Origin of the sequence: Terrimonas rubra (assembly GCF_042686025.1) — a bacterium.
GTDB lineage: Bacteria > Bacteroidota > Bacteroidia > Chitinophagales > Chitinophagaceae > Terrimonas > Terrimonas rubra.
The window spans coordinates 1,114,402-1,131,183 of record NZ_JBHUOZ010000003.1; the positions used below are offsets into that span (position 1 = coordinate 1,114,402).

Here is a 16,782-nt window from a genome sequence, read left to right on the forward strand (position 1 = left end):
GGATAAAGCCCTCTTAGCGGGAATAAAAATATTAAGCCATTATTTCCAGTGTGGCGCCGATACCACGCTCGGTGATGGCATCACACATAGGTTTTAAATCGTCGTACTCGCCTTGTTTAACGGCATACTTGCCTTTATAATGGATAAAATAAGAGCATTGTTCGGCTTGTTCGGGAGTATGGTTGCAAACGGCAATCAATGTCTCAATCACCCACTCAAATGTATTCACCTCATCGTTCCACACCACCAGGCTATAAGGTGGTTCCAGCATGGTAAGTGTATCCACCGCCTCATTTTCCTGCGTGCTGGTATTGCTGTTATAAAAATTCATGACATCAAAGTTAAAAAAACTATAGTTAAAATCAGGCTAACTATTTTAAAGCTGAAATATAATTGATTAACAAATGGTTATGGGGCGGGAAGACGGTAAGTCAGGAAGTTGGCAGGTCAGGAAGACAGCAAGTGGGAAAGGCAATAAGCAACTGGCAATGTGCAATGTAAAACTACAGGAAATGCTGCAGAAAGTCAGGAAGTCAGTAAGTCGGAAAGACAGAAAGCAGAGAGTCAATAAGCAAGAGGCAATGTGCAATGTAAAACTATAGGAAATGCTAAAGAAAGTCAGGAAGTCAGAAAGACAGAAAGCAGAGAGTCAATAAGCAGGAGGCAATGTGCAATATAAAATTATAGGAAATGCTGAAGAAAATGAGTTAGTCTGTAAGCAAGAAAGCAACTGGCAATTTAAATGCAAAACTATAAGCAACTTGAGAAGGCGAGAATTGTCCAAATCCTGAAATCTCAAACCTAAATCCTAAATCTCAAATCTTAAATCTTACCTCTTAAATCTTACTTCTCAAATCTTACCTCTCAAACCACCTCTCTCTTCCCGTTCGTATGAAAATCCAGGAAATAAGTAAACAGGTTGGTCTCTGTAGGGATGTTCAGTTTTTTACGCAGGCGGTAACGGCTGATCTCAACACCACGTACGGAGATATTCATCAGTTGGGCGATCTCTTTTGTACTCAGGTTCATACGTAAAAAAGCACATAACTTTAGTTCATTGGCTGTAAGATTATCATGTTTAGCTTTCAGGGCAATAAAAAAATCGTTGTGTACTTTATCAAAGTGGATGGTAAAATGTTCCCAGTCCTTATCTGTCTTCTCTTCCTCATTCAGCGATTTGATCATGCGTTTAAAAGCATCTAAAGCATTTTCATCACTGGTGTTTTTAGATAGCTGCTGCAGTTCCTCTTTCAGTTTATGTATCAGCTCTCCTTTTTTTAACAGGTGCATGGTGGTGGAAGCCATTTCCTTGTTTTTGAACTGTATCTCCGATTCCAGTTTCTCGTTCTTTAAACTGATGATCTCTTTTTCATTCTGCTCCAACACGATCTGGTGCTGGTACTGCAGTTTATTTTGTTCTTCGGCATACTTATCTACTTCCAGCTGGTGTAAATACTGTAACCGTTTTTGTTCTTCCTCATATGTTTTGCGTTGCCGTGCAAACTTTCTTTTCTGTAATTTATACAGCAGGTAAAGCCCATACAAGGCAACCAGGCAATAGATACTGTAAGCCCACCAGGTAAAATACCAGGGGGGTAAAATGGTAAAACTATAACTATACTCCTCCGATACATTGCCCAGGTTATTGCGGGCTTTTATATAAAAGGTATAAGTGCCTGCGGGTAAATAAGTATATTCTTTCTCCGTTTTATTATTCCAGTCCGACCATTTTTTATCATAGCCCCTTAAAAAATAACTGTATTCAATATTCGATTGCTGTTCGTAAAACGGTGAGGAAAACTGGAAATAGAAGGAGTTGGAATGGTAAGGTACGGTCGGTTGCTCCACTTCAGGTCCCTGGGCATATCCGCCAAATATCAGGCTATCCGTTTTGCCCTGGGTAAGCACGCTACGCAGTTGTACAATGGGTGTTAAGGTCTGTTGTTTATACTTGGCATAGTTAATATGAAAATAACCTTTCTCACCACCCACAAATATATTATGCTCATTGGCCGGGTAAACCTGTTCAAAACCACTTACCATACGTCCGTTCAGTTCGGCAATATAAATGATGCGGGGAGAGGGGCCGCTGAAATCAACTACGCCCAGGTTTTTATCATATACAAACCACAGGTTTCCCTGGGCATCTTCTTTCAGATACCGGATAATGGTCTTGCCAAAAATAGCATTGAAATAGGCAGAGGCAATGAATTTATCGGTAGTTGAACTGTACTCAAATATACCCTGTTCGGTAGTGGCAATGATCTGGTCTTTGATCTTGAAAATATAATTGCCGCTTTCTCCCAGTCCATGTTTTGCCAGGTTATTATAAGCTTTTACGGTGGGAGAGCCGTTCTGGTAATCTACCCGGTACACACCTTTATAGGGGTGTGATACCCAGATAATATTATTATGAATGGCTACAAAACGCGAGGACTCGAAAGGCACTTCAATATGCGCTTTGTTGATACTGTTGGTAACGTAATCATATAACCGGATACCATGATAAGTGCCGGCTACTATAACAGGGGAAGGAGCGATGGAGGATAAGGGCAGAAATGACCAGAAGCCGCTGGTCTTATCCAGCAGGGTGGCCTGGTTTTGCTGAATGGTAAATAACCCTTCATGATGGCCGGCCAATAGCTGGTTGTTAACAATGGAAAGGTTCCAGGTCTGCCCCCGTGCATTATTCACTTTCTCAAATACTCCTTTACTAAAACTAAAATCCTTTTCCGGTTGCAGAGGCGCGGTATACACACCATTGGTGGTAGCCAGGTACAGCTGTTTCTGGTAAATGATAGCTGAATAACCGGATACATCATTGTCGGTTTCCGGTTGTATGTTTTTAATGGCGCTGTTGTAGGCGATAAAATCAATACCATTATCCAGGCCCAGCCATATATTTTTATGTTTATCGGTAAAAACACTCAGGATATTGTTGTTCTGCAGACCTTCCTGCCGGGAAAAACTTTGTATGGTCTGCAGGTTTTTGTCAATAATGATGCATCCATGGGTACTGGTGGCCAGGGCGATAGTGTTCTCATCAACCAGGGTGGCATCATATATATGGTAATTGGCAATAACATTCAGTTGCGGGCTTTGTACCGGCTTGATGGTCCGGTTATGATAAAGATAGAGCCCGTTTTTAAGGGTTACGATCAGGGTACTGTCCTGGCCAACCGGCAGGGAGGCTGTTATCAGGTAGCCCTCAGGCATTTTTGCCGGGTCAACGATCCTGGTCCAGGTACCATTATCAAATTGCACAATGCCGTTACTGTATTCCTGGGCAATCAGGTTATTACCGGCTGCTTTACCTATATATAACCATATCGGGGCGGGATAAACATTAATATGGTTATCGCGGAGTTCAAAAATGGCTTCGGTGGCCCTGAAAAAAACGCTTTGTTTGTGGCAGATGATATCCCAGACATCAGTAATGGACCTGTTTTTCTCCGGGATCAGCGGTTTCAGGCTTTTATAGGTAAGTTGCCCGTTTTCCCCGGCCTCAAAATAACCGATCTCGTTTTGTGCCCCTACATAAATGGTATTATTGCTGTCAACCGCCACTGAACGGGTAATGGTTTTATTGGGAACGGGATAAGTTTTCCAGTAGGCCCCGTCAAAACTTACAATTCCTTCATTATTAGCAAAATAGAGTAGATTGTTCTTGTCCTGTGCGATACCCCAGTTTTGGGTGCCGGCTTTGTAGGTTTGCTTGGGATAGTTAATAATATCGGGCAGGCCAATCGTATTCTGGCCCGAAATAAGGCAGGTACCCCAAAGCAGTAAAAAGAGGGTTAAATAAATTTTCATTGACAACAATCAATCTCTAAAATAAGCAATTAATTGATTGATGTATCATTGAAGGGGCATTTTTGACCGTTTTAAACGGGTTGATGTAGTAGTGATGTAGTGCAAATAATGGAAAAAGTTCATTTACAGGCTATTTTTATCACCGATTGTTCTAAACCATAATGGGGTCTTCCCATAACACTAACTAAAAGCTTGTATATGAAATCCAAAATTGTACTGTCCGTTTGGGCACTACTACTGCTTATTATTAACGAATCATGGGCTCAGTCGGTAAAAATTACCGGCAAAATCACTTCCAAAGCTACAGGCGAGGTTTTAGCCGGCGCCAATGTATCGGTAAAAGGTACAACCACCAACACAATTACAGACGAAAGGGGTAACTATAGCATTAATGCATCACCGGGTGATGTATTGATCGTTAGTTATGCCGATATGATCACTGTTGAACAAACCGTAACCCAGGGTGGTTCCCTGGATTTCATCCTCGATCGCCAGCAGGGCAACCTCGATGAGGTGGTCGTGGTTGGTTATGGCACCCAGAAACGGAAAACGATAACGGGGGCCGTATCCAGCGTAAAAGCGGGTGACCTGGAGAATATGCCGGTGGTAAGGGTAGAAAACTCCTTACAGGGCCGTATTTCAGGGGTACAGGTAACCGCCAACTCGGGTCAGCCGGGTGATGCATCAAAAGTAAGGATCAGGGGAACCTCCAGCCTTACGGCCGGTACCGATCCCATTTACGTAGTGGATGGGGTGATCATCGGTGGCGGTATTGATTTTTTAAATCAATCGGATATAGAGTCAATTGATGTACTGAAAGACGCAGCATCGGCAGCTATTTATGGTACACAGGCTTCCAATGGTGTAATATTGGTAACCACCAAAAAGGGCCGGTCCGGTAAAGTTGCGGTTAACTACAATGGGTACCTGGGTACGCAGGCTCCCTGGAGAAAACTGAAACTATTAAATGCGACAGAGTACGCCACGCTGCAAAATGAAGCATTATTGAACGGTGGCAAGCCTATCCGTTACTCCGATCCTGCTGCTTTGGGCGAAGGCACCGACTGGCAGGCCGCTATTATGAATAATAATGCCTTCATCCAGAATCACGAACTATCACTTTCCTCATCAACCGAAAAATCTTCCTATTATACATCCTTCGGTTATTTTGACCAGGATGGTATTGTGGCCACTTCCAACTCTTTTTATAAAAGGTTTACGGCCCGTTTTAACTCTACCCATAAAGTAAACTCCCGCATTACATTCGGTAACAATATTGCCTATGCTTTTGTGAGATCAAGAGGGGTAGGCACCAACAGTGAGTGGGGTACGCCGCTGAACCGTGCTATTAACCTGGACCCTTTAACGCCTTTAGTGGTGACAGATCCAGCCATGGCCGGCCAGGCGCCTTATACCAATAGTCCTTATGTGGTAAGAGATGGATTTGGTAATCCTTACGGCATCTCTACTGTGGTTACTTCAGAAATACTGAACCCGCTGGCAGCTTTACAGATCGACCAGGGTTTTGGCTGGTCGCATAAAATAACCGGTAACATTTTTGGCGAGGTTGAAATTATTAAAGGATTAAAATTCCGCTCACAGGTAAATGGTGACCTGGCGTTCTGGGGCAGTGAAGGCTTTACACCATTATATTATTTAAATACCATCAATAAAAACGAAGACCTGAACAGTTATACCAGGTCACAGAGCAGGGGACTTTTCTATATCTGGGACAATACCCTGACCTACGATAAAAAAATTGGTAATCACTCTATCAATGTACTGGCAGGTACATCCGCTCAAAAAAACAGGGGCGAAACGATCTCTGCAACTAAAAGAGGAATTCCCGTTAATAATATCCGGGATGCTTCTATGATCTTCCCGGTACCGGTTGAAAACCAGTCCAGCGGTGGTAGCGAATACCTGAATACACTGGCATCCCTATTCGGCCGTATTACGTATGACTATAACCAGAAATACCTGCTTACCCTCATCTATCGCCGTGACGGGTCATCGAAATTCGGACCCAGTTATAAATTCGGTCATTTCCCTTCGGTGTCTGCAGGCTGGGTAGTATCTGAGGAAAATTTCTTTCAGAATGTAACACCGGTAAACTTCTTAAAACTGAGAGCATCTTATGGTGTAAACGGTAACGACAGGATCAGGGATTTTGCTTATTTATCAACCGTAAGCGGTGGCCGTAACTATACCATCAACGGGCAATTGATCAATGGTGTAAGTCCTAACGCATTAAGTAACCCTGATCTGCGCTGGGAAGAAACCGCACAAACCAATATTGGTTTGGACGCAACCGTGTTTAAAAACTTCTCCGTATCACTGGACTGGTTCAATAAAAAAACAAGTGGTTTATTATTACAGGTAGATGTACCGGGTTATGTAGGAAATGTTGGTCCTGTACAGAATATCGGTACCATGGAAAACCGTGGTGTTGAATTAGAACTGGGTTACAGGAAAAGACTGGGTGAAGTGAATCTGGCTGTAAACGGTAATATTTCTTACTTAAAAAATGAAGTTACCTTCTTAACCGATAACAACCTTTACTTACCTAACCGCCAAACTTTTAGCCCGCAGGGTGTAGAGATGGCCCGTATAACTGTAGGCCACCCGATAGATTATTTCTTTGGTTTTAAAACGGCCGGTCTTTTCCAGAATAATAAAGATGTGGCCAGCCATGTAAACAAAGACGGCGGCTTATTACAACCGGCTGCCAGGCCTGGTGATATCCGTTTTGTGGATACCAATGGTGATGGTGTGATCGATAATAATGACCGTGTACAAATTGGTAACCCAACGCCTAAATGGACCTATGGCTTTACGCTGAACCTGGATTATAAAAACTTTGACCTGGTGATATTTGGACAAGGTATTGCAGATGCCGATGTATTCCAGGCTATCAGGAGGTTCGACCTGCCAAATGCCAACTACAGTACGGTGGCTTTGGGCAGATGGACAGGTGAGGGATCCTCTAATTATTTCCCCCGCCTGGTCGACGGCGATCCTAATAACAACTTCAGCCGCAGTTCTGACTTCTATATCCAGGATGGTTCTTACTTCCGTATTAAAACCTTACAGATCGGTTATACAGTACCTGCACACTTAATAAAAGGTGCCGGTCTGAACAAGCTGCGTTTCTATATCATGTCAAACAACCTGCTCACTTTAACCAAATACAACGGGTACGATCCGGAAATAGGTAGCAGTAACGGTATTGACAGGGGTATTTATCCGCAGGCACGTGCTTTTATGGGTGGTATTAATATTGGGTTTTAATATTTAAAAAACTATTGCAATGAAAAAGTTATTATATATACATATATTATTAGCCGGCCTGTTTGTAACAGCGATAACCGGTTGCAGTAAAAGCTTCCTGGAGCTTCAGCCTAGGGGCACCGACCTGGAAGATAATTTTTATAAAAATGAAGAACAGTTATTCTCAGGACTGGTAGCCGTATACGATGTAATGCAATGGGGTACATCCGGTGGTTATACCATGACCATGCCCTTGTTAACAGTAGCATCGGACGAAGCACATGCCGGTGGTAGTGATGCATCGGACCAGCCGAGATGGGTAGCGTATGACAATTTTAAATTGACTGCCGAAATGGGTCCCCAGATCGGTATCTGGGAAAAAAATTATGCAGGGGTTTACCGTGCTAATTTATTACTGTCCAAAATTGAAGGAGCTACCGCAAGTGCCGCTTTTAAAGCCAGGGTAACGGCCGAGGCAAAAACTTTAAGGGCTTATTTCTATTTCAACCTCATCCGCTGGTTTGGTAATATACCTTTGATTGTAGGCCCCATTCCTACCAGTGAATTATATACCCAATCGCAGGTACCTGCTGCTGAAGTATATGCCCAGATCGAAAAAGACCTGACAGAAGCTATCCCTGAACTCCCCCTTACGATCCCGGTAACCGAGTCCGGCCGTTTATCAAAAGGCGCTGCCAGGGCTATCCTTGCTAAATCGATCATGTACCAGAACGATAACAGCCGTATGGGTCAGGCTGCTCAGTTATTAAACGAGATCAATACTTCCCCGGTTTACCACCTGTTGGATAACTATGGTGATATCTTCCGCCCTGACAACCAGTTTCACGCGGAATCAATTTTAGAAATACCGCATTCCAACCTGGCTTTATGGGGCGACTGGGGCTGGATAAATGGTGGTGAAGGTAATGTAGGACCGCAATTTATAGGCATAGCCGACTATAATGGTCCGTTGTATTCCGGTGGCTGGGGCTTTGCACCCATCTCCATGGACCTGGTAAATGCCATGACAGGTGATCCCCGTTTTCAATATACCATTATTGATGGCCTGGCGCTGAAAGCCGGTGGCGCTTCTTATACAGAACGTTACCAGAATACCAACTACTTTATTAAAAAATATGCACCATTATCGGCCTACAGGGCCACAGCGGGTACAGCAGAATTAAACTGGCCTATCAATGAAATCGAGATCAGGCTGGCGGATACTTATTTGTTAGAAGCAGAAGCTTTATTACGCAGTGGTGGCAGCGCTACCCGTGCAGGCGAATTATTAAATGCAGTGAGGGACAGGGTTGACCTGCCCGCAGTGGCCGCCACACTGGATAATGTATACAGGGAACGTCGCCTGGAGCTGGCTACCGAAGGCCACCGTTTCTTTGACCTGGTAAGAACCAACCAGGCAGAAGCTGTATTAGGACCTTTGGGTTTTGTAGCACCTAAAAACAATGTACTGCCTATCCCGCAATCGGAAATTGACAGGACAAAGAAAAACCTGAAACAAAATCCAGGTTATCAATAAACAGGGATATGTTTATTTGCTTACCGGCAACAGTACTACTATCGGCTTTGGTTGCGTCGCACACTTCATCTGCTGGTAATACTGTTCGGCAAAGAGTAAGGACAATTGATAAAAACAAACGTTAAACGTAAAATAAATAACTATGTTATATACAAAACAACTTACAAAAATGATGTCAGCCTGCTGTATCATTTTACTAAGTATAGTGGTGGCATCCTGCACCAAACGCGGGGATAACCTGAAACTGAACCCCATTCCCACACCTGCTTTTGATATTGTGAATGGCAGTAACGGTAACAACTTTATCCTGGTAAATAAAACACCAGGGGCCTCCATTCCTAACTGGCGGGTAAGCACCGGCCAGAGTTTCAGCGGTGACTCGGCAAGGTTAAAGCTGATTTTCAAAGGTACATACGAGATCAAACTGATCGTGGTAACACAGGGTGGTCTTGATTCCGTTACCAAAACGGTTACTGTTGCAGCAAGTGATCCTACTGCCTGTGATCCGTCTAACGCTATCGGTTTTATAGCCAGCTGTACGCAGAAAAAATGGAAGCTGAATCCCGAAGCCGGTACTTATAAAGTTGGTGAAGGCGCCGGCAACGGTAACTGGTGGAGCAGCGGTATGGATGCCGTAACCGGAAGGGCCTGCGAGTTCAACGATGAATACATTTTCTCCTTTGATGCCGAAGGCACATTTGTATACGACAACAAAGGTGATTTCTTTGCCGATAATAACTTAGGTCCGCAGGATGGCGGCTGTCACCCTAACAGTGCCTTTAAGCCGGTTCAAATGCCCTGGGCATCCGGCAACTTCACCTTCTCGGTTGTAGAGGGCACCGGTGTAAGAGGCCTGGGACAGTTAAAGGTAAACGGATTGGGTGCACATATAGGTTTACAGAAAGCATATAATGGTGGTGAAATTGGCGTGGGCCTTGGTCCTACGGCCACGTCCATTACCTACGATATTTTAGAAATGCGGAAAAATCCGGGCGGAGCAACGTATGATATACTGGTGGTAGGCCTGAATATAGGCGGCGCCGGCTGGTGGACTTTTACTTTACGTTCTTACTAATTCCTGATGACAGATGCATACTGACATGGTGGTATAATCCCATGGAGGGTATGCTTTGGCTTAAAAATATTCAGCTTCGTTAAGTACGCTAAGCATGCAAGTTAGCAGTTAGTGTGGGGCGGGTGATCGGGTTAAGCAGCCCGCCCTCTTTTTTAAATGTAGTAACTATGAAACATATATTATCGTTCTGCCTGTTATGGTGTTTGCAGCTGTCGCTGGAAGCACAATTTAAAAAACTGGTCTGGAGCGACGAGTTTAATTATACGGGCTTACCCGACAGTACAAAATGGGGCTATGATGTAGGCGGACACGGCTGGGGGAATAACGAAAAACAATTTTACACCTATGCAAGACAGCAGAATGCATTTGTAAAAGACGGTAAGTTGACGATCAAAGCCATCAGGGAAAAATATGAGAATAACGGCTACACATCGGCCCGGCTGATAACCAAAAATAAAGGTGACTGGAAGTATGGACGTATTGAAGTAAAGGCCTTGTTGCCGCATGGACGGGGTATCTGGCCCGCCATTTGGATGTTACCTACCAACTGGGAATACGGTGGCTGGCCACATAGCGGTGAAATTGATATTATGGAGCATGTTGGTTATCTTCCTGATTCGGTTTTTGGCACCGTGCATACACTGGCTTATCACCACAGTATTGGCACACATAAATCGGCCAGTATTTTAAAAAAGGACCTCAGTAAAAAATACCATATTTATGCATTGGAGTGGACGGAGAACGAAATGAAAATGCTGGTGGATGAACAGGTGATGTTCACTTTTAAAAATGAAAAAAAAGGCAGTGCGGTATGGCCTTTTGATAAGGAATTTCATTTGTTATTAAATGTAGCCGTAGGGGGCGACTGGGGTGGTTCCCGCGGAATTGACGAATCGGTTTACCCGCAGGAGATGGTGGTAGATTATGTGCGTGTATATCAATAATTAAAATTATAGCATGAAGATATTATCCGTATTAAGCCTGGTATTGTTAATCAGTTGCAGTAAAGGTGGCAGCGGGGGCGGGGGAGAAACTCCCACACCGGCGCCGCAGATCAGTATTACCGATCTCTCGCTGTTCGAGGGGAATGGCGGCACTACTACTTTCCCCGTGGAAGTAAAACTGAGCAACAAATCATCAAAGGAAGTTAAAGTACAATATAGCACGAACGAAGGTTTTGCAAAAGCAGGCGAAGACTATACGGCTGTTACCAATCAAACCCTGACCTTTGCACCGAACGAAACAACCAAAACCATCAACATAACGATAGTGGCGGACCTGATAAAAGAAGGTGACGATGATTTTACGGTGCAGCTTTCGGCTCCGGTAAATGCGACCATCTCAAAAGCTGATGCCAAAGTGATCATTCGGAATGATGATACAAAGATCAGTTTTACCAATACGGGTTACGACGCGCCTACCACTTATCCCGGTTATACGCTGGACTGGGCCGATGAATTTAACAACACCTCACTGGATGCATCCATATGGAGCAACCAGAATGGCGATGGCTGTCCGGGTAACTGTGGCTGGGGTAATAACGAATTGCAATACTATACCAACCGTCCTCAAAACATTTTCTTCCAGGATGGTAAACTGGTCATTGAAGCGAATAAAGAAAGTTTCAGCGGAAAAAGCTATACCTCCTCTAAAATTTTAACCAGCGGTAAAAAGAAGATCAAATACGGCCGTATCGATATCAGGGCCAAACTGCCGACAGGGCAGGGTATATGGCCGGCTTTCTGGATGATGCCGCAGGACGATGTGTATGGCGGCTGGCCGGCAAGCGGTGAAATTGATATTATGGAGATGGTGGGCCACGAACCCAACCGTACGCATGGCACCGTACATTACGGCACTGGATGGAACGACCGTAAAAACATCAGCAAAAGCACTACTACTTCGACAGGTACCTTACATGATAAATTTTATGTGTATTCATTGGAGTGGAAACAAGATGAAATAAAATGGTTTCTGGATGGTAATCTCTTTGCTACATTGACCAAAGCAGATCTCGGCGCTTACAATTATCCATTCAATGAATACTTTTACCTCATCTTTAACCTGGCGGTAGGGGGTAACTGGCCTGGCAGTCCGAATGCTGCTACTTATTTCCCGCAATGGTTGATTGTAGATTATGTGCGGGTATACAAACCAAACTAAACAATACGCATAGTACAAATGGCATAACTCAAAACAGGTGAAATAATTTTTAAAAATTTTTCTGTTTTTTTTGAAAAAATATTTGGCAGTAAATCATACTCCCTTATCTTTGCACTCCCAATCGGGAAAAGGGGAGTTTAGCTCAGTTGGTTCAGAGCATCTGCCTTACAAGCAGAGGGTCGGCGGTTCGAGCCCGTCAACTCCCACGAAATTAAAAGCCTTCACATTTGTGAAGGCTTTTTTATTATTGTTATGTGGACAGTTTACATATTATATTCAGTAAAGCGTGACCGTTATTATATCGGGTACACTGGTGACGATTTAACTGAACGCATACGAAAGCATAATAGTAATCATAAAGGATTTACGGGAGGTGTTGGTGATTGGGAACTGAAGTATAGTGAAGTTTTTGATGATAAATTATCAGCGCATCGCAGGGAACTACAGCTTAAAGGTTGGAAAAGCCGTATAAAACTGGAGTCGTTGATCAGTGGTTCAGGGCACTCCGGCTTGTAGGCCGGAGGGGTCGGCGGTTCGAGCCCGTCAACTCCCACGAAATTAAAAGCCTTCACATTTGTGAAGGCTTTTTTATTATTGTTATGTGGACAGTTTACATATTATACTCAGTAAAACGCGACCGTTATTATATTGGTTATACCGGTGATGAGTTGACTGTCCGTATCCGTAAACATAATACTAACCATAAAGGATTTACAGGAGGCGCTGGTGATTGGGAACTGAAGTATAGTGAAGTTTTTGATGATAAATTATCAGCACATCGCAGGGAGCTACAGCTTAAAGGTTGGAAAAGCCGTATAAAACTGGAGTCATTGATCAGTGGTTCAGGGCACTCCGGCTTCTAGGCCGGAGGGGTCGGCGGTTCGAGCCCGTCAACTCCCACGAAATTAAAGCCTTCACATTTGTGAAGGCTTTTTTTATTACTATGTGGACTGTTTACATACTCTATTCAGCAAAGCGTGACCGTTATTATATCTATGAACTTTTAAAAACAATGCTAAACCTGGTATAAAGAAAGGTATGGTATTGTGAAGGCTATGTTATTTCTTACATGTAATCTCTTTGCATCAGTAAATTTGCAGGCAAAATAACAGAAAGGTATATGCAAAAAACGATAGCAGTAGATATGGACGGAGTTTTGGCCGATGTAGAAGCGCATGCATTAAATTTATACTATAAGCAATCAGGCATCCTGTTAACAAAAAAAGATATTGAGGGGCGAAAGGAAGCAGAAATGTTACCGGACGGACTATTTTACAAATTGGTAAGAGAAAAAGGATTCTTTAGAGAAGTACCGGTAATGCCGGGTGCAATAGAGGCAATAAAAAAGCTTTCTGAAAATTTTACCATTTATATTGTTTCGGCTGCTATGGAATTTCCACAATCACTTCCGGAAAAGAGGGAATGGCTGGCCGAATATTTCCCTGATATTTCCTGGCGTAATATTATTTTCTGTGGCGATAAAAGTGTGATAAAGACAGATTATATGATCGATGACCATGCGAAGAATTTAGACTTTTGCCAGGGCAAAGCAATTATGTTTGCTGCATTTCATAACCAGTCGCAAAACCAGCATCTTAAATTCGGGAACTGGGATGCGGTTACCGCTTTTTTTGAAAACGAATAACAGGGAGCAGTTGGTTTTGTACTGTAGGTGATTATATGAGCTTGTCTCAACTTTACCCCGCTATTTCTTTTCTATGATGAACGATCCGGCTGATGGTTCGCTCATTGTAGTAATAGCTGTTAACTAGCTGGTCGAAACCTCTTTCTTAGTACCAGGAGTTTACATGTATGGTGAAAACAGCGTTCTTATTAACCTCCGATTTTACAAATAATTCCTCATTGATATTACTTAGTATTTTCGGGATGATCACGTTGCCCATACGACCATCTTTACTGCTTTATCTTTATTTAAAAAGGTTTCAATTTGGAAATCGTTCCCCCTTTACCTGTATCCGACACCTATATTTAAAGTAAGTAGTTTACATGTATGCCACTTCCAACAACTCATCTCCATTGACGATAGTCATCAATTCCTCGCCTGGTTTCTTCTTGTAGGCCTTTGCATGACGCATTTCTACAAAGTTATACTGGTTCTTTAACTTCAATTTCTCCGATTCCGGGGTACGGTAAAAAAAACCAACCTTTGTACTCCGGTCTAAAAAGGTTAAAGTAACGGGTTGCTTTGCGGCTGTATAAACACCAGGGTGTTCGGGATCGATAACCTCGCTGATCATTTGTTCAGTCATTCCTAAGCGAGCCAACCTCTCCAGGTATTTTTGCGTATAATCCTTTTTTATGGCTCTTGGTAAAAACGATTTTTCAATTAGTGCCACCACTTCGTTGCGTTTGCTTAACAGTTCTGTAATCAGGCGCCTGGCTCTTACAGGTTGTAACCCCAGTTTATCGGCAAAAGTCCTGAAATCTGCCCGTCCGAAAAATCCATGCTTTTCATAAAAAGTACTTTGATGATCACCGTTATATAAATCAAGTGCCATATCTGCTTCAGTAGGTACATGAAGCAGGGTACACATTACATCGTAGGCTGGTGTTAAAGTATAATCGCCCATGGCGGTTTGTATCAATGAAAAGTTTTTTAAGTGGGCATCTCCGTTGGAGAAAAGATAGTTAAACAATACCAGTTTAAAATAACGCTCTAACGTGGGCGTATAAGCGGCTACATACTGTTTTATCAATGCCCCGATTTCCTCGTAGGTACCATTATATTTAAAATCTTCACCCTGGTTTACAGTTTGGCGACTTCTACCACTTAACTGCGCCATATCTTCCTGTAAGTACTTGGCACCATCCGGCTTCACATCAAACCTTCGGGTTATATAGGCAGGGGTGCCATCCTCGAAATAAATGAGTGCATTAGCAGCAGTTTTAATGTTAAATACCTGCCGGGCAAGTTGCATGGTCAGGTGCTCATTTTCCGGGGTAATCTCCGGCATGGCCAATAGACTACCGGGAGGGATGGGTTTGATGATATATTGTCCCCCTGTATCGGTCAGTTCTAAAACTTTGCCGGTTAAGCGTAAAGAATATTTCAATTGTACACCGGAAATGGATAGTCTTTTTGTTTTTTCCTGGTAGTTCGCAATCGTATCTAGTGCCGGCGCTTTAAAGGGTAAGATGGGAGATACTTTTACACCATCAAACATTTCTTTCCTGCAGGCGGTGCAATAACCTTCAACATTTATTTTATAACATCCCGGGCACATCATTAATCATTTAATTCGGTTACGGTAATAGCACCAATGGTATCTTCTCCGGCCGTTCTTAATAAACGGGTAAAATCATCAGTCTCATCAATCTTCAACAGGCGGCACTGTATATCTTTATTAATGCCTTCGGATAACAGGCCGGCAAAAAACGGGAATAAGATAGGGTTTTCATGCACCTGCCTGGTTTTGGCTATGGTTAAACTAATAGCGGGCATTGCCGGATTATGAAAATAAGTTTCTGTATAGCTAAATACGTACTGGTCGGTCGCTATTTTTTCCAGGTAGCCTGCTAATATGCCGTTATAATATACTGCTCCCTTTGCCATCTACTTTAATTAACTTGTTTTACCTGTACCAGCAACTCCAGCCCTAATACCTGGGCCAGCTTTTCCAGCGTGTTTATCGAAGGATTACCGGTACTATTTTCTACCTGGTTAATGGTTCGGGTATTTACACCACTCATTTCTGCCAAATCTTCCTGGCGAATCTGCAAAAACTCACGCCTTTGTTTGAAAATTTTCCCTATTTGTTCAATATTCATCTGAATTATAATGCTGATTTTAGGTAAATTTAGTAAGTATTATTGGTATTATCAATAAAATAAGAATTATAATACTGATTTTTATTTATAAAATAGAAAAATCGCTAAAAAGAGTATTAATCGGTATTATAGTTCTGATTAATAGACTGTGTTATACAACAGATCAGCAAACAAAGAGAAATGAATTTTTTGCCTAAAAGGTTGGGTTAGGGTAATCAAAAACTCGTTAGTTAGAAACAATCTTACAGAAGCAGCTAGAAAAGTTCCTGGCGTCCTGGAAAGTACGAAAGGAAAATTCATGTAGGAGGCAGCCTTATTTTATTAAACATAATGATAGTTATAAAGGGTTTACATGTGGCGCTGGTGATTGGGCGATAAAGGATAGCGAAATTTTTGATGATAAATTGTCGGCTTATCACAGGGAGTTGCAAATTAGGGGTTGGAAAAGCCGGATGATCCGGGGCTATCTTCAGAAATGTCCGAATCTGTCAGTATAAATAAGAACAAGTGTGATAGTATCGAAAACAGCGTGTGAAATAACAGGTATCCAAAGATTATTATTCACTTTTTTGTAAAGGATGCCCCAGAATAATCCACCCAAAACAGCCGCCACTATACCATAAATATCCTGCTGCCAGTGATAAAGCCCAAAGAGTAAGCTGGTAAGCAAGATGCTTATTGCAATGGAAAACCTGCTTACAATTCTTTTTTGCAAAAGGTTTTGAATATATCCCCGGAATACAATCTCTTCGTAAAGTCCTCCTATAAGCCAGGCTGCAGTAATCGTCATTATCAGTGTGGAGGGATTTTCCCTGATAAAGTTATATTCCGTATAATCAGGAACAGTAAATAAATGTTTGATGAGGGGAATGTATAACAATTGCATAAATCCTACCCAGGCTAATGCAGACAGGATCCCGATGGCGACAGCCCTAAGGGTAAAACCCTTTTTTAAAAGCCCGATATTACGGAACATCCCTCCCTGATGACGTAACCAAAAATATAAAACAAGCAAACAGGCAATTGCGTAAGAATAAAAAGGCAAAGGAACCAGGTGTGGAAAAACTACAAGGAGTATTACTACCAGGAATTCTTTCAATATATGGAACTTTTTATTTTTCACGTTTTAGACTAA

General features: G+C 42.6%; 14 protein-coding genes and 1 tRNA gene. 9 read left to right on the plus strand and 6 right to left on the minus strand.

The genetic code is table 11. From position 1 onward, the window contains the following. Positions 1 to 31: 31 nt before the first annotated feature. Complete coding sequence (locus ACFS6H_RS13895; RefSeq protein ID WP_386099894.1) at positions 32 to 331, minus strand: ATP-dependent Clp protease adaptor ClpS; 300 nt, start codon at positions 329 to 331, stop codon at positions 32 to 34. A gap of 533 nt (positions 332 to 864) precedes the next feature. Further along, positions 865 to 3,813, minus strand: coding sequence for a ligand-binding sensor domain-containing protein (locus ACFS6H_RS13900; protein ID WP_386099897.1), 2,949 nt, complete (start codon positions 3,811 to 3,813; stop codon positions 865 to 867). Between the two features lie 198 nt (positions 3,814 to 4,011). Here ACFS6H_RS13900 and ACFS6H_RS13905 point away from each other — a divergent pair, with 198 nt between their 5' ends. The 9 genes from ACFS6H_RS13905 to ACFS6H_RS13945 all read left to right on the plus strand — a co-directional run bounded on the left by ACFS6H_RS13905 (position 4,012) and on the right by ACFS6H_RS13945 (position 13,503). Next, positions 4,012 to 7,104: a SusC/RagA family TonB-linked outer membrane protein gene (locus tag ACFS6H_RS13905; protein WP_386099900.1), complete on the plus strand. Its 3,093-nt coding sequence runs from the start codon at positions 4,012 to 4,014 to the stop codon at positions 7,102 to 7,104. Between the two features lie 19 nt (positions 7,105 to 7,123). Next, positions 7,124 to 8,620, plus strand: coding sequence for a RagB/SusD family nutrient uptake outer membrane protein (locus ACFS6H_RS13910; RefSeq protein ID WP_386099903.1), 1,497 nt, complete (start codon positions 7,124 to 7,126; stop codon positions 8,618 to 8,620). A gap of 142 nt (positions 8,621 to 8,762) precedes the next feature. After that, complete coding sequence (locus ACFS6H_RS13915; RefSeq protein ID WP_386099906.1) at positions 8,763 to 9,695, plus strand: hypothetical protein; 933 nt, start codon at positions 8,763 to 8,765, stop codon at positions 9,693 to 9,695. Positions 9,696 to 9,862: 167 nt separating this feature from the next. After that, entirely contained in the window at positions 9,863 to 10,639 is a 777-nt protein-coding gene (locus tag ACFS6H_RS13920) for a glycoside hydrolase family 16 protein (protein WP_386099909.1), read from the plus strand. A 13-nt stretch (positions 10,640 to 10,652) separates the two neighbouring features. Continuing rightward, positions 10,653 to 11,858, plus strand: a complete 1,206-nt coding sequence (locus ACFS6H_RS13925; RefSeq protein WP_386099912.1) for a family 16 glycosylhydrolase — start codon at positions 10,653 to 10,655, stop codon at positions 11,856 to 11,858. Positions 11,859 to 11,989: 131 nt separating this feature from the next. After that, positions 11,990 to 12,064, plus strand: a tRNA-Val gene (locus tag ACFS6H_RS13930). 46 nt (positions 12,065 to 12,110) lie between these two features. Then, a complete protein-coding gene (locus ACFS6H_RS13935; protein WP_386099915.1) occupies positions 12,111 to 12,374 on the plus strand; it encodes a GIY-YIG nuclease family protein in 264 nt (87 codons plus the stop codon). 83 nt (positions 12,375 to 12,457) lie between these two features. Further along, positions 12,458 to 12,721, plus strand: a complete 264-nt coding sequence (locus ACFS6H_RS13940; RefSeq protein ID WP_386099918.1) for a GIY-YIG nuclease family protein — start codon at positions 12,458 to 12,460, stop codon at positions 12,719 to 12,721. Positions 12,722 to 12,978: 257 nt separating this feature from the next. After that, positions 12,979 to 13,503 (plus strand): 5' nucleotidase, NT5C type, encoded by a 525-nt coding sequence (locus ACFS6H_RS13945; protein WP_386099921.1) that lies wholly within the window; start codon positions 12,979 to 12,981, stop codon positions 13,501 to 13,503. A gap of 358 nt (positions 13,504 to 13,861) precedes the next feature. Here ACFS6H_RS13945 and ACFS6H_RS13950 read toward each other — a convergent pair whose 3' ends face one another. The 4 genes from ACFS6H_RS13950 to ACFS6H_RS13965 form a co-directional block, all read right to left on the minus strand. Beyond that, positions 13,862 to 15,106, minus strand: a complete 1,245-nt coding sequence (locus ACFS6H_RS13950) for a HipA domain-containing protein (protein WP_386099924.1) — start codon at positions 15,104 to 15,106, stop codon at positions 13,862 to 13,864. Then, entirely contained in the window at positions 15,106 to 15,432 is a 327-nt protein-coding gene (locus tag ACFS6H_RS13955) for a HipA N-terminal domain-containing protein (protein ID WP_386099927.1), read from the minus strand. The genes ACFS6H_RS13950 and ACFS6H_RS13955 overlap by 1 nt, the downstream gene beginning before the upstream one ends. Before the next feature lie 5 nt (positions 15,433 to 15,437). Continuing rightward, the gene (locus ACFS6H_RS13960; RefSeq protein WP_386099930.1) at positions 15,438 to 15,647 is read right to left on the minus strand and encodes a helix-turn-helix domain-containing protein; all 210 of its coding nucleotides are present in this window, start codon (positions 15,645 to 15,647) and stop codon (positions 15,438 to 15,440) included. A 469-nt stretch (positions 15,648 to 16,116) separates the two neighbouring features. Further along, on the minus strand, positions 16,117 to 16,746 hold the full coding sequence (locus ACFS6H_RS13965) for a CPBP family intramembrane glutamic endopeptidase (RefSeq protein WP_386099933.1): 630 nt from the start codon (positions 16,744 to 16,746) through the stop codon (positions 16,117 to 16,119). Positions 16,747 to 16,782 lie beyond the last annotated feature (36 nt).